The 19349-nt window shown below is 73.2% G+C and carries 18 protein-coding genes; 10 read left to right on the forward strand and 8 right to left on the reverse strand.

The annotated features are described in order from the left end of the window. Positions 1-39 precede the first annotated feature (39 nt). The 4 genes from ACIA5A_RS21910 to ACIA5A_RS21925 all read left to right on the forward strand — a co-directional run bounded on the left by ACIA5A_RS21910 (position 40) and on the right by ACIA5A_RS21925 (position 2890). Positions 40-534 (forward strand): SigE family RNA polymerase sigma factor, encoded by a 495-nt coding sequence (locus ACIA5A_RS21910; RefSeq protein WP_396765257.1) that lies wholly within the window; start codon positions 40-42, stop codon positions 532-534. Then, positions 531-1595 carry a hypothetical protein gene (locus tag ACIA5A_RS21915; RefSeq protein ID WP_396765260.1) on the forward strand — a complete coding sequence of 355 codons (1065 nt, stop codon included), beginning with the start codon at positions 531-533 and terminating at the stop codon, positions 1593-1595. Before ACIA5A_RS21910 ends, ACIA5A_RS21915 begins: the two co-directional genes overlap by 4 nt. A gap of 92 nt (positions 1596-1687) precedes the next feature. Continuing rightward, on the forward strand, positions 1688-2014 hold the full coding sequence (locus ACIA5A_RS21920) for a hypothetical protein (protein ID WP_396765263.1): 327 nt from the start codon (positions 1688-1690) through the stop codon (positions 2012-2014). 66 nt (positions 2015-2080) lie between these two features. Beyond that, the gene (locus ACIA5A_RS21925; protein ID WP_396765266.1) at positions 2081-2890 is read left to right on the forward strand and encodes an alpha/beta hydrolase; all 810 of its coding nucleotides are present in this window, start codon (positions 2081-2083) and stop codon (positions 2888-2890) included. Positions 2891-2894: 4 nt separating this feature from the next. Here the strand turns inward: ACIA5A_RS21925 and ACIA5A_RS21930 are convergent, their stop codons facing one another. The 5 genes from ACIA5A_RS21930 to mce all read right to left on the reverse strand — a co-directional run bounded on the left by ACIA5A_RS21930 (position 2895) and on the right by mce (position 10575). Next, entirely contained in the window at positions 2895-3995 is a 1101-nt protein-coding gene (locus ACIA5A_RS21930; RefSeq protein WP_396765492.1) for an AI-2E family transporter, read from the reverse strand. Positions 3996-4739: 744 nt separating this feature from the next. Continuing rightward, complete coding sequence (locus ACIA5A_RS21935; protein WP_396765269.1) at positions 4740-6773, reverse strand: hypothetical protein; 2034 nt, start codon at positions 6771-6773, stop codon at positions 4740-4742. Between the two features lie 170 nt (positions 6774-6943). Next, entirely contained in the window at positions 6944-8194 is a 1251-nt protein-coding gene (locus tag ACIA5A_RS21940; protein ID WP_396765272.1) for a DivIVA domain-containing protein, read from the reverse strand. A 263-nt stretch (positions 8195-8457) separates the two neighbouring features. Further along, complete coding sequence (gene ccrA / locus ACIA5A_RS21945; RefSeq protein ID WP_396765275.1) at positions 8458-9813, reverse strand: crotonyl-CoA carboxylase/reductase; 1356 nt, start codon at positions 9811-9813, stop codon at positions 8458-8460. Between the two features lie 297 nt (positions 9814-10110). After that, a complete protein-coding gene (mce, locus tag ACIA5A_RS21950; RefSeq protein ID WP_396765277.1) occupies positions 10111-10575 on the reverse strand; it encodes a methylmalonyl-CoA epimerase in 465 nt (154 codons plus the stop codon). A gap of 62 nt (positions 10576-10637) precedes the next feature. Here mce and ACIA5A_RS21955 point away from each other — a divergent pair, with 62 nt between their 5' ends. The 6 genes from ACIA5A_RS21955 to ACIA5A_RS21980 all read left to right on the forward strand — a co-directional run bounded on the left by ACIA5A_RS21955 (position 10638) and on the right by ACIA5A_RS21980 (position 17435). After that, positions 10638-11837 carry an acetyl-CoA C-acetyltransferase gene (locus ACIA5A_RS21955; protein WP_396765281.1) on the forward strand — a complete coding sequence of 400 codons (1200 nt, stop codon included), beginning with the start codon at positions 10638-10640 and terminating at the stop codon, positions 11835-11837. Then, entirely contained in the window at positions 11834-12826 is a 993-nt protein-coding gene (meaB, locus tag ACIA5A_RS21960; protein WP_396765284.1) for a methylmalonyl Co-A mutase-associated GTPase MeaB, read from the forward strand. Before ACIA5A_RS21955 ends, meaB begins: the two co-directional genes overlap by 4 nt. 65 nt (positions 12827-12891) lie before the next feature. Beyond that, positions 12892-13305, forward strand: a complete 414-nt coding sequence (locus tag ACIA5A_RS21965; RefSeq protein WP_396765287.1) for an Asp23/Gls24 family envelope stress response protein — start codon at positions 12892-12894, stop codon at positions 13303-13305. A gap of 93 nt (positions 13306-13398) precedes the next feature. Further along, positions 13399-15087, forward strand: a complete 1689-nt coding sequence (locus ACIA5A_RS21970; RefSeq protein ID WP_396765289.1) for a methylmalonyl-CoA mutase — start codon at positions 13399-13401, stop codon at positions 15085-15087. A 138-nt stretch (positions 15088-15225) separates the two neighbouring features. Next, on the forward strand, positions 15226-16143 hold the full coding sequence (locus ACIA5A_RS21975; protein WP_396765292.1) for a tetratricopeptide repeat protein: 918 nt from the start codon (positions 15226-15228) through the stop codon (positions 16141-16143). A 65-nt stretch (positions 16144-16208) separates the two neighbouring features. Then, positions 16209-17435 carry an arginase family protein gene (locus tag ACIA5A_RS21980; RefSeq protein ID WP_396765295.1) on the forward strand — a complete coding sequence of 409 codons (1227 nt, stop codon included), beginning with the start codon at positions 16209-16211 and terminating at the stop codon, positions 17433-17435. Between the two features lie 30 nt (positions 17436-17465). On the opposite strand, the gene ACIA5A_RS21985 is transcribed toward ACIA5A_RS21980, so the two are convergent. Genes ACIA5A_RS21985 through ACIA5A_RS21995 form a run of 3 tightly spaced genes read right to left on the reverse strand, consistent with a single transcriptional unit; the run spans position 17466 to position 19224 of the window. Beyond that, positions 17466-18236, reverse strand: a complete 771-nt coding sequence (locus ACIA5A_RS21985; RefSeq protein WP_396765297.1) for a 2OG-Fe(II) oxygenase — start codon at positions 18234-18236, stop codon at positions 17466-17468. 2 nt (positions 18237-18238) lie between these two features. After that, positions 18239-19024 (reverse strand): PhzF family phenazine biosynthesis protein, encoded by a 786-nt coding sequence (locus tag ACIA5A_RS21990; RefSeq protein WP_396765300.1) that lies wholly within the window; start codon positions 19022-19024, stop codon positions 18239-18241. Beyond that, positions 19021-19224 carry a hypothetical protein gene (locus ACIA5A_RS21995; protein ID WP_396765303.1) on the reverse strand — a complete coding sequence of 68 codons (204 nt, stop codon included), beginning with the start codon at positions 19222-19224 and terminating at the stop codon, positions 19021-19023. Before ACIA5A_RS21995 ends, ACIA5A_RS21990 begins: the two co-directional genes overlap by 4 nt. Positions 19225-19349 lie beyond the last annotated feature (125 nt).

Genomic DNA, 19349 nt, shown 5'->3' on the forward strand with positions numbered 1-19349 from the left:
CGGGTCAACAACCCGCGCCGGTGACGGCGTCGTGAGGGTGTGACCTTCGAGGAGTACGTCGGCAGCCGGGGCCCGGCCCTGTTGCGCCTGGCCCGGCTGCTGACCGGCGACGCGCACCGCGCCGAGGACCTGACCCAGGACGTGCTGGCCCGGGCGTACGTGCACTGGCGGCGGATCGCCCGCGCCGACCGGCCCGACGTCTACGTGCGCCGGATGCTCGTCAACGCCAACAACTCCTGGTGGCGGCGGCGCTCCAGCCGTGAGCTGGCGGTGGACACGTTCGCCGAGCGGCCCGAGCGGGGCGACCTGGACGGCGAGGCGGCCGACCGGGACGAGATGTGGCGGCTGATCCGCGCCCTGCCCGACCGCCAGCGCGCCGTGCTCGTGCTGCGCTACTACGAGGATCTGGACGACCACACCATCGCCCAGATCCTCGACTGCTCCCCGGTCACCGTCCGCACCCACGCGATGCGGGCGCTCACCCACCTCCGGGAGCGCTGCGGCGTCCCGACGACCAAGGGGAGCCGGCCGTGACCGACCTCGACCAGCGGATCGCCTCGGTGCTGCGGGAACGCGCCGACGGGGAGATCGACGCCCGCCGCCTGCTACGCGGTTCCCGCGCGCTCGGCCGGCGTCGGCAGGTACGCCGCCGGATGACCGCCGGGACCGCGCTCGCCCTGGTCGGCGTGCTCGGCTTCGTCGGCGTGGTGAAGGCGGACGTGGGCGGGCTGGCCGGGCGGATGCCCTGGACCGCCACCACCCCGGGGGTGTCCCCGCCGCCGGTGCCGCCGCTCGCCGACGGGGTGCCCGGGGCGGCGGCCGGGCCGACCCTGGTCGGTAGCGATCCGCAGGTGCTGCATTTCGGCGTGGACCCGGAGCGGGCTCGTTATCTGGGCTGGGGGGCGCACCAGGGGACGATCGAATCGGTCCGGTTCCGCGTCGGCGCCGGCACGCCGGTCCTGGTCGAGGTCACCGCTGCGGCCGGAGGGCTGGACGACTTCCCGGTCGAGGGGCTTCCGGTGGACGTGGTGCGGGAACCGTTGCCGTTCGACGGCAGCATCAGGCCCGTGTCGGGGAGGGCCGGGCTGCTGATGAGCTGGCAGCCGGTGCCGGGGTTGTACGCCCGCGCCAGCACGACGGACCTCGACCAGAACGCGTTGCGCCGTGCGGTGGAGGTTCTCCGCTGGGACACCGCCCGCCGCTGCGCCAGTCCGGTGCGGCCGACGGAGCTGCCGAGCGGCGCGCGGGTCGCCGGTTGCGACGTGGATGTCTCCTCGTTCCCGGGCCTGGTGACCGCGGAGCTGACCATCAACCGCGCGCGGACGCAGTACATGTGGCTGCGCTACCGCTACGCGAGCCACGTCGCCGGCGGTCGGACCGAGGGAAATCGGACGGTGGCCGGGCGACCCGCGTACCTCAGCTCGGACGGTACGAGCCTGGAACTGCTCGGCCTGCCGAGAGTGGACCTGATCGCCCAGCTGCGGTGGGCGGCTGCGGGAGCCGAACCGTCCGGGTTCACCGAGGCGGAGGCGGGGATGCTCCTGGCCGGCGCGAAGGTGGCCGCGAACCCGACCGACCCGCAGACCTGGCCCTGACTCGCCACGCACCAGACCTCGGTAGGGAACTGCCCCTCAAGGGGTGTGCCTGTGCCAAGATCGCTCGGGCTCGGGTCGTAGGCTTGGGGATCGTGAGTCCCCGTCGCAATCGGCCCCGCCGGGAAGAAGGCCCCGGCCTGGACGCCGAACGAGCCCGGCACGGCGTGCCGACCGTGCAGCAGTGGCGCGACGGCGACTGGCAGGTACGCGCGATCAGCGGCGGCGCGTCCGCCAAGACGTACCGCTGTCCCGGCTGTGACCAGGAGATCCGTCCGGGCGTGCCGCACCTGGTGGCCTGGCCGGCCGACGACCGGGGTGACCTGACCGACCGCCGGCACTGGCACAGCGGTTGCTGGCGGGCCCGGGAGCGCCGCGCCCCCAACCTCCAGCGCGGGCGCGGCGCCCCCCGCCACGGCTGAGCGATCTGGATCACCCGGTTCCCGCCCCGGCGGGCGGTGGGGCCGACGACGCGGGACACTGGCGGGGTGAGCACTGCGATCCGCGCGTCGTCGATCCTGCCCGGTCGCCGGGAGGACATCGAGCTGCACACCGCCGACGGGCTGACGCTCGTCGGCGAGCTGGCCCGGCCGCTGGACCGCGAGCCGGTCGGCACGCTCATCTGCCTGCACCCGCTGCCCACCCACGGCGGGATGATGGACAGCCACGTGTTCCGCAAGGCGGCCTGGCGGCTGCCCGCGCTGGCCGACCTGGCCGTGCTCCGGTTCAACACCCGGGGCACCAGCAGCGTCCGGGGCACCAGCGAGGGGGCGTTCGACAACGCGGTAGGCGAGCGGTTCGACGTGGCCGCCGCGATCGAGTACGCCGAGTTCCACGAGCTGCCCAACATCTGGCTGGTGGGCTGGTCGTTCGGCACCGACCTGGCGTTGAAGCACGGCTGCGACCCGGCAGTGGCCGGCGCGATCCTGCTCTCCCCGCCGCTGCGCTTCTCCGCCCCGGAGGACCTGACGGTCTGGGCCTCCTCGGGGCGGCCGCTCACCGCCCTGGTGCCGGAGTTCGACGATTACCTGCGCCCGGAGGAGGCCCGCCGGCGGTTCGCCGCGATTCCACAGGCCGAGGTGGTCGGCGTGGACGGCGCCAAGCACCTCTGGGTCGGCGACGCGGAGCGGGTGCTCGACGAGATCGTCCGGCGGGTCGCGCCCGACGTGCCGCTGCCGCTGCCGACCACCTGGGACGGCCCGATGGAGACCGGCGACGTCAGCTCGTACGCCGACCGCACGGTGGCCGCGTTCGCCGAGACCCCGGTGCCCGGCCCGGCCCAGCGCAGCGCCGACTGACGGCTCAGCGCGCGTCCTGGCGGGGCAGCACCACCTCGCGCAGGATCAACTGCAACGCGGCCACCGTGGGGATGGCGATCAACGCGCCCACCACGCCCAGCAGCGACACCCCGAGGAGCGCGGCGAGCAGCGCGGCCACCTCGTTCACCGACACCGCCCGCCGCATGATCTTCGGGTAGATCAGGTAGTTCTCCACCTGCTGGTAGACCACGAAGAACACCAGGCAGGCGATGCCCACCGGCAGGTCGGTGGCGAGGCCGACCAGGGTGACCACCACCGCGCCCAGGGTCGCGCCGATCTGCGGGATCAGGTCGGTCACCGCCACCACCACGGCCAGCGCGAACGGGTACGGCAGGCCGACCACCACCGCGAACACGAACGTGCTCGCCCCGGCCAGCACCGCGATGGCCAGCGCGCCGACCATGTACGCGCCGACCCGGGTGAGGATCTCGTCGCCGATCAGCCGCACCCGCTCCCGGCGTGAGCGCGGCACCAGCGCGTATCCGAGGTCGCGCAGCCGGTTGAAGTAGGCCAGGAAGTAGATCGTCAGCACCAGCACGGTCAGCACGCGGAAGATCGTGCCGAAGATCAGTTGTGCCCCGCCGAGGACGCCGCCGAGTGCCCGGCCGATGGTGTCCGCGTTCGCCGCCGACCGGACCCGCTCCATCACGTCGTAGCGGACCACGAGATCGTTGACCGTGGGATTGCGGCGCAGGTCCTCGACGTAGCCGGGCAACTGCTGGACGAACTGCCCGGACTGGGTCACCACCGGGGGCACCAGCGCCAGCAGCCCGCCGACGATCAGCAGCACCACGGTCAGCGTCACCACCGTCACGGCCAGCCCGTGCGGCAGCCCCCAGCCCCGCAGCCGGACCACCGCCGGGTGCAGGCCGACCGCCAGGAAGAGCGCGATCACCACCAGGACCAGGATGCCTGCCGCGTTGCGGACGCCCAGGAAGACCGCGTACGCCAGCAGCACGCCGAGCGCGCCGGTGAACCCGACCAGGAAGCTGTTGCGCCGCAGCGGTCGCCCCGGCACGCCGAAGCGTCCGGACGGCTCGAACTCACCGGGCTCGACCTCGGCCGTGACGCTCCCACCGTCGATGCTCCCGGCGTGGATGCTTCCGGCGTCGGTGTTCCCGGCGTCGGTGCTTCCGGCGTCGGTGCGGGTGCGGTCGGCGGCACTGTCGGTGCGCCCGGTGTCGCCGCCCCCGGGCGTTCCGCCGGAGCGCCCGGTGCCGGAGGGCCTCGTGCCGCTGCTTCCCGACGGGATGAGCGGACCGGACCCGGTTCGGGCGTCGCGGAGACCGCCGGGATTCGGAGGCCGGGCGGGATCGCCGTCCCTCGCTGCGGCCTCGCCCCTGGGATCGGTCGGCTCCGGCTCCGGTCGCAGTGCCTCGAACGGGTCGTCGTCCGGGGCGGCGGATCCCTCCAGCGACACCCGTGCCTCCCGCTCCCCGTTGCCCCGATCGGCGCGTCCGAGCGACTCGTGACGAGCCCCGTGTCGCCGCCGCGTCCTCTGCCCGCAGACTAGCGGCCCGGTTCTGCGTCGACCATCCCTCCGCCACTTCCCGCCGGCACACCCATAGCGTTCCACTCACGGGCCTGGTCGTGGGCGAGTGGAACACCATGGGTGTCTCGGGTGCCCGGACGCACCCGTGGCGTTCCACTCACGGGCTTGGTCGTGGGCGAGTGGAACACGATGGGTGTGTCGGGTGCGCGGACGCACCCGTGGCGTTCCACTCGAGGGTTTGCCGGAGCGTGCGTGGAACGGCGGACTCACCGGCAGGTGGAGGCACCGCGATGTCGTGTCGAGCGTTCCGTGTCGGCGGCAACGGACGCCTGGAGGTCAGTCCTTGTCGACGGTGACGGCGCTCGGCTTGGCGCTGCGCTCGTCCGTGGTGGGCTTGGTCGGGCGCTTGCCGTTCTCGCCGGTGCTGGTGATCTTCGTGGCGGTGGCGCCCCGGCCACCCTCGCCCGGCACGGCGGCCACCGTGGGCTCACCGTCGACGCCCGCGCCGGCGGCGGAATCCATCGTGGTCACCGGCTCGGCGATCGGCTTCGCCTGCCCGGCCTCCGCCGGCTCGCCTGTCGTCCGTTCGCCACCCTTCTCCGGTCCGGCACCGTTGGCCGCCACCGCGGCCGTGCCCTTCGCCGTGCCGCTGCCGGCCAGGGCACCGCTGCCCACGGGCACGCCGTCGCCTGCCGGCCGGCCGCCGTTGGCGGCGGTGGCGAGGTCACCGGGGTCGACCGGGGTGGCCGTGATGCCGGCCGAGTCGGCGTCCCGGCGCAGCGCGGTGAGCCGGCTCTCCAGGTCGTCGGACTCCTGGCGGGACTTCCAGGTTTCGGTGCGCAGGTCGGCCAGCTCCTGCTGCGCCTTGGCGATCTCCAGCATCACCCCGGCGAGCTGCTGCCGACCGGCGGCCACCTCCTGCTGGGTGGCGGCGAGGTGCTGCTGGGTGGTGGCCAGGTGCTGCTGGGTGGTGGCCGCGTACTCCTCGAACTGGCGACGCGAGGCCGCGACGTGCTCGTCGGCCTTGCGGCGCTGCTCGGTGGCGCCCGCCTCGGCCCGGCGCAGCAGCTCGGCGGCCTCCAGCTCGGCCTGCTGCCGCATGGTCAGCGCGTCTTCCTCGGCGGCCTGCCGGATGCTCGCGGCGTTCCGCTCGATCTCGTCGCGCCGGGTGGTGTACGCCTGCTCCAGCTCCGCGTGCCGGGAGGTGTGCTGCTTGTCGAGGTCGTCGCGGCGCTTGGCGAACTCCTGCTCGGCGGCGGCGCGGCGTTGGGCCAGCTCCTTCTCCGCCTTCTCCCGCTGCCCGGCCACCTCCTTCTCCACCCCGGCCCGCCAGGCGCCCAGCTCCTGCTGGGTCTGGGCGCGGGACTGCTGCACGTACGCCTCGGTCTCGGTGCGCATGCGCTGCACGTACGCCTCGACCTCGGCGCGATTGCGCTTGCCGGCGTCGACGGCCTCGGCGGTGAGCCGGTTGGCCTCGGTGCGGGCCCGGCCGCGGGTGGCCTTCGCGGCCTCGTCCGCGTCGTCCACGATCTTCTTGGCCTCGGCCAGCGCCTTGGCGTGGGTGGCCCGACCGGCCTCGGCGGCGGCGTCGGTGAGCCGCTTGGCCTCCTGCTGCCCCTTGGCGTGCACCTCCTTGGCCGCCTCGCGCAGCTGGTTGGCCTCCTGCTGGGCCTTGGCCAGCGCCTCCTTGGCCGACTCACGCAGCCGTGCGGCCTCCTGCTGGGCGCGGGAGTGGATCTCCTTGGCGGTGTCCCGTAGCTGGGTGGCCTCCTGCTGGGCCTTGGCCAGCGCGTCCTGGGCGGTCCGGCGCAGCTTCTCGGCCTCGTCCTGGGCGGCCGTACGCAGCTTGGCGGACTCGTCCTTGGCCGCCTTCAGCGTCGCCTCGGCCTCGGCCCGGCGGGCGGCGGTGTGCCGCTCCTCCTCGGCCCGGCGCGCGGCGAGCGCGATCTCGAAGTCCTTGAGCGCCTGCGCGGCCTGCTCCCGGGCCTCCTCGACGATGTGCTCGGCGGCGGCCCGGCGGGCCTCGATCTCCTCGTTCGCGGCGGCGAGGATGTCGTCGGCCTGCTCCTCGGCCATGGTGAGGATCTGCTCGATCCGGGGACCGAGGTGGCGGAACGAGGCGCGGTCGACCACACCCACCTGCTTGCGCACCTGGGCGAGGTCGCGTTGCAGCACCTCGACCTGGCCGGCCAGCTTGTGGATCTGGGTGTACGCCTGCTCCCGCTCGGTGGTCAGCGCCGCGATCTCGTGTTCCGCGCGGGCGACGTAGCGGTCGACCTGTCGTTTCTCGTATCCCCGCAGCGCGGACTCGAAGCTGGGCTCCGTGGTCACGTCCCCGCCGAGCGCGAACAGTTCCTCGCCGTGCGACATGCCCCCATCCTCACACGCATCCGGCTCTGTGGGGGCGATACGGACGCCCCTTCTGGGACCTACTTCACCCTCGTGGCGAAACGGGCCGGGGAAAGCATGACGGCGCGGAGTGGCACCGGTCACCCGGTGTCACTCCGCGCCGCGGCTCATGCCCCGTCAGCGGGTGGTGCTCAGCCGGCCGACTCGGCCGTGACCTTCTGCCCGGCGTCGGCCTTCGGCGCCTCGGCCTTGTTGCCGCCCGCCGGCACGCCCGGCACGATGCCGGCCAGGCCGGAGAGCATCTGCCCGAGCTGCGAGGTCACCGCGTCCTTCTGGCGGGTGAGGTCCTCGACCTCGCGACGGGCCGCCTGGGTGGTCAGCTCGGCCTCGGTGCGGGCCTCGTTGAGCACCCGCTGCGACTCGGCCCGGGCCTCGTTCAGCGTCTTGTCGGCCAGCGCCTTGGCCTTGTCGACGGTGTCGTTGGCGGTGCGCTCGGACTCGACCCGGCGGGCCTCGGCCCGCTGCTCGATCTCCTTCGCCCGCTCCTGGGCGGCCCGGGCCCGCTGCTCGGCCTCGTTGACCATCTTCTGGGTCTGGCTGACCTGGGCGGCGTGCCGCGCCGACTCCTCGCGCTCGGCCTTCTCGCGCCGCTCGGCGAGCTGCAGCTCCAGGGCCTGCAGGTCCTTGTCGCGCTTGTCGCGCGCGTCGGTGAGCAGCTTGGTCGCCTCGGCCCGCTTCTCCTCGGCCTCCCGGGCCGCCTTGGCCCGCTGCTGGGTGATCTCCCGCTCGGCGGTGGCGCGCAGGGTGGCGACCTCCCGCTCGACTGTCGACTTCAGCTCGGCCACCTCGTGCGCGGTGACCGTACGCAGCTGCTTGGTCTCCCGGTCGGCGTCGGCGCGCAGCGTGTCCGCCTCCCGGCGGGCCTGCACGCGCACCTCGGCGGCCTCACGCTCGGCGGCGGTGCGGACGCTGCCGGCCTCGCGCTCGGCGGTGGCCTTCATCGCGGCCGCCTCGGCGCGCGCCTTGTCGGTGATCTCCCGGGCCTCGAGGCGGGCGGCGGAGAGGATGCCCTCCGACTCGCGCTTGGCCTCGTTGCGGTGGTCGTTGGCCTGTTCCTCGGCCAGCCGGAGGATCTGCTCGACGCGGGTGCCCAGGCCGGAGAGGGTCGGCCGGCTGTTCTCCTCGAGCTGCTTGTTGGTCTCGGTGAGCTTCTGCTCGAGCGCGCCCTGGCGCTGCTCGGCCTGCCGGAGCCGGCGCTGGGCGTCGTTCATCCGCTGCTCGGCCTCGGCGCGGGCCTGCTCGGACTGGCTCAGTGCGGCGCTCAGCCGGCCGATGAAGTCGTCGACCTGGTTGGTGTTGTATCCGCGCAGGCCAACAGTGAAATCGGGCTGTGAGTTCGCGTTATCGAAGAACGCAAGAGGGGAGGACTGCTGCTGGGGCATTGGGACATACTCGCAGACGCCCCAGGGTGGTTCGCAAGAGTGGTCGGCAGCTTTCGCGTCCTCTTTACATGGTCAACTCGCCCGATCGGGGGGACCGGACCAACCGGCGATCTTGGCAGGTCCCGGGCACGACGGGCTCACGGCGGCGGTGACCGGAAAGGGCCGCGGGTCGGCACCCGCGGCCCTTTGTCCGCATGACTGTCTTCACGCCAGTCGAATGGCGTCACGGTCCGCCGGAAAGGCAATCCGGCGCCGCCGTACGGTCAGTGACCGCGGAACCTGTTGATCGCGCTTTCGTGGCGGGCGCGCAGCTCGGCGTCCCGCACGCCGAGCCCGTCCGCGGGCGCCAGGCAGCGCACGCCGACCTTGCCCTGGTGCGCGTTGCGGTGCACCTCGTACGCGGCCTGCCCGGTCTGCTCCAGCGGGTAGGTCCGCGACACGGTCGGGTGCACCTTGCCGAGCGCGACCAGCCGGTTGGCCTGCCACGCCTCGTGGTAGTTGGCGAAGTGGCTGCCGACGATGCGCTTGAGGTGCATCCACAGGTAGCGGTTGTCGTACTGGTGCAGGAAGCCACTGGTGGAGGCGCAGGTGACGATCGTGCCGCCCTTCTTGGCGACGTAGACGCTGGCGCCGAACGTCTCCCGGCCCGGGTGCTCGAACACGATGTCCGGGTCCTCGCCACCGGTCAGCTCGCGGATCCGCTCGCCGAACCGACGCCACTCGTCCTGGTCCTGGGTGTCCTCGTCCTTCCAGAACCGGAAGCCCTCGGCGGTGCGGTCGATGACCAGCTCGGCGCCCATCTTCCGGCACAGCTCGGCCTTCTCCGGCGAGGAGACCACGCAGACCGGGATCGCGCCGCCGTTCAGCGCCATCTGGGTGGCGTAGCCGCCCAGGCCGCCGGACGCGCCCCAGATCAGCACCACGTCGCCCTGCTTCATGTTCGCCCCGTGGTGCGAGACGAGCTGCCGGTACGCGGTGGAGTTGACCAGCCCGGGGCTGGCCGCCTCCTCCCAGCTCAGGTGGCGCGGCTTCGGCATGAGCTGGTTGGCCTTGACCACGCACAGCTCGGCCAGGCCGCCGAAGTTGGTCTCGAAGCCCCAGATCCGCTGCTGCGGGTCGAGCATCGTGTCGTCGTGGCCGGCGGCGTCCTCCAGCTCGACCGACAGGCAGTGCGCGACCACCTCGTCGCCGGCCTTCCACCGGGTCACGCCGGGCCCGGTCCGCAGCACCACGCCGGCCGCGTCCGAGCCGACCACGTGGTACGGCAGGTCGTGCCGGCGGGTCAGCTCGGAGAGCCGGCCGTAGCGCTGGAGGAACTTGAACGTGGGCAGCGGCTCGAAGATGCTCGTCCACACCGTGTTGTAGTTGATCGCGCTGGCCATCACCGCGACAAGCGCCTCGCCCGGCCCCAGCTCGGGGGTGGGCACCTCCTGGACGTGCAGTGCCTTGCGCGGGTCCTTGTCCCGGGTGGCCATGCCGTCGAACATGCGGGTGTCCTCGGCGCGGACCACCACGCCGCGGTAGCTCTCCGGCACCGGAAGCCCGGCCAGGCCGGCGAGTTCCCGCTCCGGCCGCGCCGAGCCCTCCGCCGCCATGATCGCTTCAAGGATGTCCTGCACGGTGACCTCCCGTTCGTCAGCACCCGCACCGGGGGCAGGGGTGCTGCCATCGTCGGCGCCGGTGCGACGGGACCGCCATGTCGGCAATCGACACATCCGGCACCGGTCGCGCTCCTGTGGGGCGGGACGTTACTGAACGGTAGCTTGGGCGGGAAGCCCTCTGTGAAAAACTGCATCGGCCGATGCGTGGAGCTGTCCGTGGGAACGCGGAACCGCGCATGGCCGCGCGGCTTCCCACGTGTTAGGAGGGGCCCCTTGTTAACAGACGGGTGTTAACAAGGGGCCCCTCCTTACACCTCAGGCGGGCTGGACCAACTCGATCAGCACGCCGCCGGCGTCCTTCGGGTGCACGAAGTTGACCCGGGAGTCGGACGTGCCCCGGCGAGGGGCGTCGTAGAGCAGCCGGACGCCACGCTCGCGCAGCGCCGCGCAGGCCACGTCGATGTCCGCCACCGTGTAGGCGACCTGCTGGATGCCCGGGCCCCGCTTGTCCAGGAACTTGCCGATCGTGGTGTCCGGCGAGAGCGGGGCGAGCAACTGCACCATGCCGCCGGAGGCGTCCGGTCCGACCGCCAGCATCGCCTCGCGTACGCCCTGCTCGTCGTTCGTCTCGGTGTGCACGCAGCGCATGCCGAAGGTGCGCTGGTAGAAGTCGATCGCGGCGTCCAGGTCCGCGACCGCGATCCCGACGTGGTCGATGCGGCGCAGACCGATGTCTGTGACAAACTCGGCAGCGGGCTCGACGGAGGAGTTCTCAGCCATGGCGCTAGTCTGACCGAACAATCGTTAAGGCGTACAGGTCGGCACCCCCCTCGGAGGCAGGCATGGCTTCGGTGATCGTCAGCGGCGCGCGGACCCCGATGGGGCGCCTGCTGGGCAACCTCAAGGACCTCCCGGCGACCAGGCTCGGCGGCATCGCGATCAAGGCGGCGCTGGAGCGCGCCGGCGTGGCACCCGACCAGGTGCAGTACGTGATCATGGGGCAGGTGCTCCAGGCCGGCGCCGGTCAGATCCCGGCCCGCCAGGCGGCCGTGGAGGCCGGCATCCCGATGTCCACCCCGGCGCTGACCATCAACAAGGTCTGCCTCTCCGGGCTGGACGCGATCGCGCTGGCCGACCAGCTCATTCGGGCCGGCGAGTTCGACGTCGTCGTCGCCGGCGGCATGGAGTCGATGACCAACGCACCGCACCTGCTGCTCGGGCAGCGTTCCGGCTACAAGTACGGCGACGTGACGGTCAAGGACCACATGGCCCTCGACGGCCTCACCGACGCCTGGGACTGCTGCTCGATGGGCGAGTCCACCGAGCGGCACGGCGCGCGGCACGGCATCACCCGCGAGGAGCAGGACACCTTCGCGGCCGCCAGCCACCAGCGTGCCGCCGCCGCCCAGAAGAACGGTCACTTCGCCGAGGAGATCACCCCGGTGATCATCCCGCAGCGCAAGGGCGACCCGCTGGTGATCAGCGAGGACGAGGGCATCCGGCCGGACACCACCGCCGAGTCGCTGGGCCGGCTGCGGCCCGCCTTCGCCAAGGACGGGACCATCACCGCCGGCAGCTCCTCGCCGATCTCCGACGGCGCCGCCGCGGTGGTCGTGATGAGCAAGGCCAAGGCGACCGAGCTGGGGCTCACCTGGCTGGCCGAGATCGGCGCGCACGGCAACGTGGCCGGACCGGACAACTCCCTGCACTCGCAGCCGTCCAACGCCATCAACCACGCCCTGAAGAAGGGCGGCCTCGGCCTGGACGACCTCGACCTCATCGAGATCAACGAGGCGTTCGCGGCGGTCGGCATCCAGTCCACCCGCGACCTCGGGATCAGCGCGGACAAGGTCAACGTCAACGGCGGCGCGATCGCACTCGGCCACCCGATCGGCATGTCCGGCGCCCGGCTGGTGCTCACGCTCGCGCTGGAGCTGAAGCGGCGCGGCGGCGGCACCGGGGCGGCCGCGCTCTGCGGCGGCGGCGGCCAGGGCGACGCGCTGATCATCCACGTGCCGACGGGCGGCGAGTCGCACGCGTGAGTGACGTGACCAACCCGGGCACCGGCCCGGTGCGCCGCAGCCGGGACGTACCCCTGCTGGTCGAGCGGGCCCGCGCGGGCGACCCCCGCGCGGTCGCCCGGCTGATCACCCTGGTCGAGTCCGGCGACGAGGTGCTGCCGCAGGTCGCGGCCGCGCTGGCGCCCTACGCCGGGCACGCCCAGGTGGTCGGCCTGACCGGTTCGCCGGGCGTGGGCAAGTCCACCACCACGAACGAGCTGGTACGCGCGCTGCGGGCGCGCGGTCACCGGGTCGGCGTGCTGGCCATCGACCCGTCCAGCCCGTTCACCGGCGGGGCGATCCTCGGCGACCGGGTCCGGATGCAGGACCACGCCACCGATCCCGGCGTCTACATCCGCTCGATGTCCAGCCGGGGCCACCTCGGCGGGCTCTCCGCCGCGACGCCCCAGGCGGTCCGCGTGCTGGAGGGCGCCGGCTGTGACGTGGTGCTGGTCGAGACCGTCGGGGTCGGGCAGGCCGAGGTGGAGGTGGCCTCGCTCGCCGACACCACGCTGGTGCTGCTCGCCCCGGGCATGGGCGACGCGATCCAGGCGGTCAAGGCCGGCATCCTGGAGATCGCCGACGTCTTCGTGGTCAACAAGGCCGACCGGGACGGCGTCGACGCCACCGTGCGCGACATCCAGGGCATGATCGCGCTCGGCGAGCGCGGGCCGGGGGAGTGGCGCCCGCAGGTGGTGCGCGCGATCGCCGCGCGGGCCGAGGGCATCGACGACATCGCGGCCGCGATCGACAAGCACCGCGACTGGCTGGAGCGCCACGACGAGCTGCGCCGCCGCCGGGAGGCGCGGGCCGCCGCCGAGATCGAGGCCATCGCGCTGGGCACCCTGCGGAACCGGATCGGCTCGCTGCGCGACGGTACGCAGCTCGCCACGCTCGCGGCCCAGGTGGCCAAGGGCGCCACCGACCCGTACGCGGCGGCCGACGAGCTGGTGGCCCAGCTCGGCTCCTGACCCGCCACCTTCCCGGGGCTTGTACGCTGCCGTGGTCGGTTCGGGCGAGGGGATGGGGATCAGGCGTGGAGCACGAGGCTACGCAGGAGCTGTCGGTGACGCCGGACGCGACGGCCGGCGGGGCCACGCACGTCGCCGACGAGGTGGTGGAGAAGATCGCGGTGGCCGCCGCGAAGTCGGTGCCCGGCGTGGCTGAGCTGGGCGGCGACGTGGCCCGCTTCTTCAACGCCGTGCTCGACCGGGTCGGACTGGACCAGGTCGGCGACGCGCGGCGCGGCTGCACGGCGCACGTCACGAACGGCGCGGCGGTGGTCAACCTGGTCATCGTGATCGACGGCGGGCACCCGGTTCCGCAGGTCACCGACGGCGTACGGGTCGCGGTCACGTCCGCCGTGGAGTCGTACGGGCTGCGCGTCGACGAGATCAACATCAAGGTCGACGACGTGGCGCTGGGTGGCCCGGTGGTCCCGTCCGCCTGATCCGGTTACCGGCCGGTACGCACATACTTAGCGATCGTTCAGGCTGGCGTTCTACACTCGGTCTTCACGAGGACCCGAGGAGGAGCTCCGCGCATGGACGCTGACGAGATCGCCGCTGGCCGAGCCCGCTGGCAGGCCCGCTACGACGCCGCCCGCAAGCGCGACGCGGACTTCACCACGCTCTCCGGCCTGTCCGTCGACCCGGTGTACGGCCCGCCGGACGGGACCGCGTACCCCGGTTTCGAGCGGATCGGCTGGCCGGGCGAGTTCCCGTACACCCGGGGTCTGCACCCGACCGGTTATCGCGGACGGGCCTGGACCATCCGGCAGTTCGCCGGGTTCGGCAACGCCCGGCAGACGAACGAGCGCTACAAGATGATCCTCGGCGCCGGTGGCGGCGGCCTCTCCGTCGCCTTCGACATGCCGACGCTGATGGGGCGCGACTCGGACGACCCGCAGTCGCTCGGCGAGGTCGGCCACTGCGGCGTGGCGGTCGACTCGGCCGCCGACATGGAGGTGCTCTTCGACGGCATCGACCTGGCCGGCGTGACCACCTCGATGACCATCTCCGGCCCGGCCGTTCCGGTGTTCTGCATGTACCTGGTCGCCGCCGAGCGGCAGGGCGCCGACCTGTCCACGCTGGACGGCACGCTCCAGACGGACATCTTCAAGGAGTACATCGCACAGAAGGAGTGGCTGTTCGACCCCGAGCCGCACCTGCGCCTGATCGGCGACCTGATGGAATACTGCGCCACCGAGATCCCGCGCTACAAGCCGCTCTCGGTCTCCGGCTACCACATCCGCGAGGCCGGCTCGACCGCCGCGCAGGAGCTGGCGTACACGCTCGCCGACGGCTTCGGCTATGTCGAGCTGGGTCTGTCGCGCGGGCTGGACGTCAACGTCTTCGCCCCCGGGCTGAGCTTCTTCTTCGACTCCCACCTCGACTTCTTCGAGGAGATCGCCAAGTTCCGCGCCGCCCGCCGGATCTGGGCCCGCTGGCTGCGCGACGTCTACGGTGCCACCAGCGAGAAGGCGCAGTGGCTGCGGTTCCACACGCAGACCGCCGGGGTGTCGCTGACCGCCCAGCAGCCGGTCAACAACGTGGTACGCACCGCGGTCGAGGCCCTCGCGGCGGTGCTCGGCGGCACCAACTCGCTGCACACCAACGCGCTGGACGAGACGCTCGCGCTGCCCACCGACGAGTCCGCCGAGATCGCCCTGCGTACCCAGCAGGTGCTGATGGAGGAGACCGGGGTGACGAACGTGGCCGACCCGCTCGGCGGCGCCTGGTACGTCGAGGCGCTCACCGACCGGATCGAGGCCGAGGCGGAGGAGATCTTCGCGCGGATCCGGCAGCTCGGCGGCGACGGCCCGCACAGGATCGGCCCGGTGACCTCCGGCATCCTGCGCGGCATCGAGGACGGCTGGTTCACCGGGCACATCGCCGAGTCGGCGTTCGCCTACCAGCAGGCGCTGGAGAAGGGCGACAAGAAGATCGTCGGCGTCAACTGCCACACCGGCACGGTCGCCAAGGAGCTGGAGATCCTGCGCATCTCGCACGAGGTGGAGCTGGAGCAGCGCCGGGTGCTGGCCGAGCGCAAGTCGGCCCGCGACGACGCCGCCGTCACCGCCGCCGTGCGCCGGATGGTGGAGGTCGGCCGGACCGGGGAGAACATGATCCCGGCGATGCTGGACGCGGTCCGCGCCGAGGCCACCCTGGGCGAGATCTGCGACGCGCTGCGCGCCGAGTGGGGCGTCTACCGCGAGCCCGCCCGCTTCTGATGCGAAGGAGGGGCCCCTTCTTAACAGACGTCTGTTAAGAAGGGGCCCCTCCTTGCACCTCTGAGCAGGGGTGAGAGTCGCAACGTCGCCGTTGCGGCTGAGCGGAGTTCGGTGCGACACGTGCGAGACTAGACAACCATGAGCGACCCACGGATCACCTCGTCGATCTTCACCCGCGGCGCGGTCGACCTCAGCGCGCTGCGCACCCCCGCACCGGCCGACACCCCTCCCGCCACACCGTCTCAGGGCGGCCCGCCCGCCGGGCTGCCGGGCAGTCCCGCCGGCTCGGCCGCGGTGATCGACGTGACCGAGGCGAACATCCAGTCCGAGGTGCTCGAACGCTCGCTCAGCACACCGGTCGTGGTCTTCTTCGGCGCCGCCGGCTACCCGGAGAGCGACCAGTTCGCCCCGGTGCTGGAGCGGCTGGCCGCCGAGGGCGCCGGCGCCTGGCTCCTGGCCCGGGTCGACGTGCAGCAGCAGCCCCGGCTCGCGCAGATGTTCCAGCTCCAGGCGCTGCCCACCACGTACGCCATCGTCGGTGGCCGGCCGGTCGACGCCTTCCCCGGCGTGCTGCCCGAGTCGGAGCTGCGCAAGTGGCTCCAGGCTGTGCTCAAGGCCGCCGGCGTCACCGTTGCCGAGCCGGAGGACCCGCGGCTCGACGCGGCCGACGACGCGCTGATGAGCGGCGACCTCGACGCCGCCGAGGCGGAATACCGGAAGATCCTGGCCGAGTCCCCGGCCGACGCGGCGGCGGAGGCGGGGCTGGCGCAGGTCGGGTTGGCCCGCCGGGTGGCCGGGGCGGACCCGCAGGGCGCGCTCGACGCCGCGGCCGCCTCCCCGGACGACGTGGACGCCCAGTTGCTGGCCGCCGACATCGAGGTGCTCAGCGGCCTGGCCGAGCAGGCCTACCAGCGGCTGGTCGGCGTGGTCCGCCGGACCGCCGGCGAGGAACGGGACAGGGCACGCCAGCACCTGATCAGCCTGTTCACCATCGCCGGCCCGGACGACCCCGCCGTGGCCGCGGCCCGACGCGCACTGGCCAGCGCCTTGTTCTGAACCCGACGTACGCCCGTGCGGGCCGGCGCGCCGCCGGCCCGCCCGACCTTCGAGGACGGGAGCCCATGATGCGCCGGATCGCCGTCCTCGACGCGCCGACGAACCTCGGGCTGCGCCCGCCCACGGTCAGCTCCGTGCCCGGCTGCGCCAAGGCGCCCGGCGCGCTGCGCGACCACGGTCTGCTGGCCCGGCTGCGGGCCCGCGACGCCGGCTGTCTCACCCCGCCGCGGTACGACCCGGGCGACTGGCGGCCCGGCGACGGCGTCTGCCACGCGCCGGAGATCTCCGCGTACTCGGCGGCGCTCGCCGACCGGATCGGCGCGATCATCGACCGCGGCGAGTTCCCGCTGGTGCTCGGCGGGGACTGCTCGGTGCTGCTCGGCTCGGCGCTAGCCATGCACCGGCTCGGTGAGGCGGTCGGCGGGCGGATCGGGCTGGTCTTCGTGGACGGCCACTCCGACTTCCGGCACCCCGGCAACGCCTCCTACGTGGGTGCGGCGGCCGGGGAGGACCTGGCGCTGGTCACCGGCCGGGGGCAGCCCGACCTGGCCGCGATCGAGGGGCGGCGGCCCTACTTCCGCGACGTCGACGTGGTGGTGCTCGGCATCCGCGCGCAGGACGAGTACCGGCTCGACCTCCAGGCCGCCGGCATCACCACCCGGCCGGTGCCGGCGCTGCGGGCCGAGGGCGCCGCCCGGACCGCGCAGTGGGCGCACGAGCAACTCGTGGACTGCGCCGGCTACTGGGTGCACATCGACGTCGACGTGCTCGACCCGGCGGTGATGCCCGCCGTCGACGCGCCCGACCCGGGCGGCATCGCCTTCGCCGAGCTGGAGATCCTGCTCGCCGGGCTGGTGGACACCCCGCACTGTCTCGGCGTCGAACTGACCGTCTTCGACCCCGACTACGACCAGGACGGCGCGTACGCGGCGGAGATCGTCAACACCGTGGTGGCGGGTCTCGCCCCGGTCGTCGCCCCGGGCGCCCTGCCGCCCCGGCTGCTGCCGTCCGGCCCGGTCACGCCGGTGCCCCGCACGGGCAACGGCCGCCCGGAGCGTGGCTCGGTGCCCGTACCCGCCGTCGCGGTCGACCCGGTCGGCCCGCCGGCGGTCGGGGACGAGGCCGTCGACGGCTCCCGTCCGGGCGGGCCGGTCCTGCCGTGGCAGCCGGCGCCCGACGCGGAGGAACCCGGTGCGGCCGTCGGCCCCGGGTTGCTCCGCCGCGTCGCGGTGCCCGACGCGGACACCGCACCGTCCGGTGAGGATCCGCCGGCCACTGACGGCCCGGCCTGAGCGGCGGCCCGGCCTGGGCGGCGCGGGTGGTCAGGCGAACAGGACGAGTGGCCGGTCGGCGTCCCGGACGCCGACGAAGCACGCGGCGGTGACCCGGGAGCCCTGTGCCACCCGGCGCACGCCGTGCACCCGTGCGGCGTCGAACATCAGCAGGTCGCCCTGGCCGGGTTCGCAGGACCAGTGCGGCTCGCCGAGCTGCTCCCGGTCCAGGCCGTAGTCGGTCCGGCGGCGGGCGTCGTAGGTGCCCTCGTCCGACCACAGCGACCAGAAGTCGACCTGGCCGCCGTTGCCGCGCGGCGGCACCTCGAGGTAGACGTTGGTGCCGATCCGGCGGCGCAGCCCGTGTGCGGCGAGCAACGGGATGGCCCGCTGGTCGATGTGCGGGTTGGCGTGCCCGCCGGCCGGCCAGCGGCGGATGACGCCGGGGAGCATCAGCCGGCCGTCGTGCCGGGCCACCGTGGCGCCGGCCGGCCACATCTCGTCCAGCCGCAGCCGCAGCTCGTCCAGGGGCGACAGTCGGCCGGCGAAGATCTCCTCGCGGACCAGGGCGAGCGTGTCGGCGGCCGTCTCCAGGTAGCGCCGTTCGTGGGCGGGGGACTCGGCCGCCTCGCCGATCGAGGTGCCGATGCTCTGGAAGTCGCCGGTCAGGGTGTAGCGCGCCCGCTCGCACGCCTTGACCACCCGGGGCAGCACCACCCGACAGGCCGGCAGCGGGTGGAAGCCGCGGACCCAGATGGCGTCCAGCGTCCCCTCGGCGAGCTGGGCCAGGGTGACCGCGTTCAGCTCCTCGGCGTGTTTCACGGTCAGACCGAGATCTCGCCGTGCCAGACGGTGACCGCCCGGCCGCCGAGCCGCATCCGGTCGCCGCGCCGGGACAGCCGCAGCGTGCCGCCGCGTGGGGAGTGCTGCTCGGCGACCAGGTCGTCGCGGCCCAGGCGCTCGGCCCACCAGCTGCCGATGGTGCAGTGGGCGGAACCGGTGACCGGGTCCTCCGGGACGCCGACCGCGGGATAGAAGCACCGGCTGACGATCCGGTCCCGGGCCGTGTCGTGGGCGGTGAGGATGACCCCGCGGACCGGGATGGCGGCGAGCGCGGCCAGGTCCGGCCGGGCGGAGCGTACGTCGTCCGGGCCGCCGACCTCGACGAGCAGGTCGGACACCCCGCGGGTGACCGCGACGACTGTCGTGTCGGGGCCGAGGGCCCGGCGGAGCTCGTCCGGCGGGTCGACCGGGGCGGGCGGGTCGGCCGGGAAGTCCATCTCGATCCACCCCTCCGGGGAGACCGAGCAGGTCAGGTCGCCGCTGCGGGTGCGGAACCGGCTGTGCCCGCCGAGCACGTGCGCGGTGGCGAGCGTCGCGTGGCCGCACAGGTCGACCTCGACCGTCGGGGTGAACCAGCGCAGGTGCCACCAACCGTTCTCGGCCGGCAGCGCGAACGCGGTTTCCGAATGCCGCATCTCGCTCGCCACGGACTGCATCCACGCGTCGTCGCGCTTCTCGTCGAGAATGACGACGCCCGCCGGATTACCGCGGAACGGTTGGTCGGTGAACGCGTCGACGACGAAGAGCCGGCTGCCGTCGGCGCTCATGCCCGCTCGGCCGCCGTGTGCGCGCTCACCACCGCCGGGGTCCGGCCGCTGAAGTAGAGCTGGGGATCGACCTCCAACGCGACCTCATAGGCCTTGGCCATGTCGCGGGCGATCTGCCGCAGCGCCTCGGCCGGGGACGACGGCGGTCGCCCCTGGTGGGTGCCGACCGGTTCCGGCACGGGCTGGTCGTCGACCGACATTCGGGCCCCCCTGCGTCGAGCCTGTCCCTAGAGATTGGTACGCCGCGGCCGTGAGGACAACCGCCATTCGGAGGATGTCACGAATTCGACCGACGCCATTGCGTGCGGGTGTGACGGGAATCCGT

The organism is Micromonospora sp. NPDC051300 (assembly GCF_044455315.1).
Taxonomy (GTDB): Bacteria; Actinomycetota; Actinomycetes; order Mycobacteriales; family Micromonosporaceae; genus Micromonospora; species Micromonospora robiginosa.

What these genes read in the sequence shown, in the direction of transcription:
- ACIA5A_RS21995 (WP_396765303.1), bottom strand. Translation starts at nt 19,224, where the DNA reads ATGTCGGTCGACGACCAGCCCGTGCCGGAACCGGTCGGCACCCACCAG.
- mce (WP_396765277.1), bottom strand. Translation starts at nt 10,575, where the DNA reads ATGGCTGAGAACTCCTCCGTCGAGCCCGCTGCCGAGTTTGTCACAGAC.
- ACIA5A_RS21975 (WP_396765292.1), top strand. Translation starts at nt 15,226, where the DNA reads ATGAGCGACCCACGGATCACCTCGTCGATCTTCACCCGCGGCGCGGTC.
- ACIA5A_RS21980 (WP_396765295.1), top strand. Translation starts at nt 16,209, where the DNA reads ATGATGCGCCGGATCGCCGTCCTCGACGCGCCGACGAACCTCGGGCTG.
- ACIA5A_RS21990 (WP_396765300.1), bottom strand. Translation starts at nt 19,024, where the DNA reads ATGAGCGCCGACGGCAGCCGGCTCTTCGTCGTCGACGCGTTCACCGAC.
- ACIA5A_RS21940 (WP_396765272.1), bottom strand. Translation starts at nt 8,194, where the DNA reads ATGCCCCAGCAGCAGTCCTCCCCTCTTGCGTTCTTCGATAACGCGAAC.
- ACIA5A_RS21955 (WP_396765281.1), top strand. Translation starts at nt 10,638, where the DNA reads ATGGCTTCGGTGATCGTCAGCGGCGCGCGGACCCCGATGGGGCGCCTG.
- ACIA5A_RS21935 (WP_396765269.1), bottom strand. Translation starts at nt 6,773, where the DNA reads ATGTCGCACGGCGAGGAACTGTTCGCGCTCGGCGGGGACGTGACCACG.
- ACIA5A_RS21970 (WP_396765289.1), top strand. Translation starts at nt 13,399, where the DNA reads ATGGACGCTGACGAGATCGCCGCTGGCCGAGCCCGCTGGCAGGCCCGC.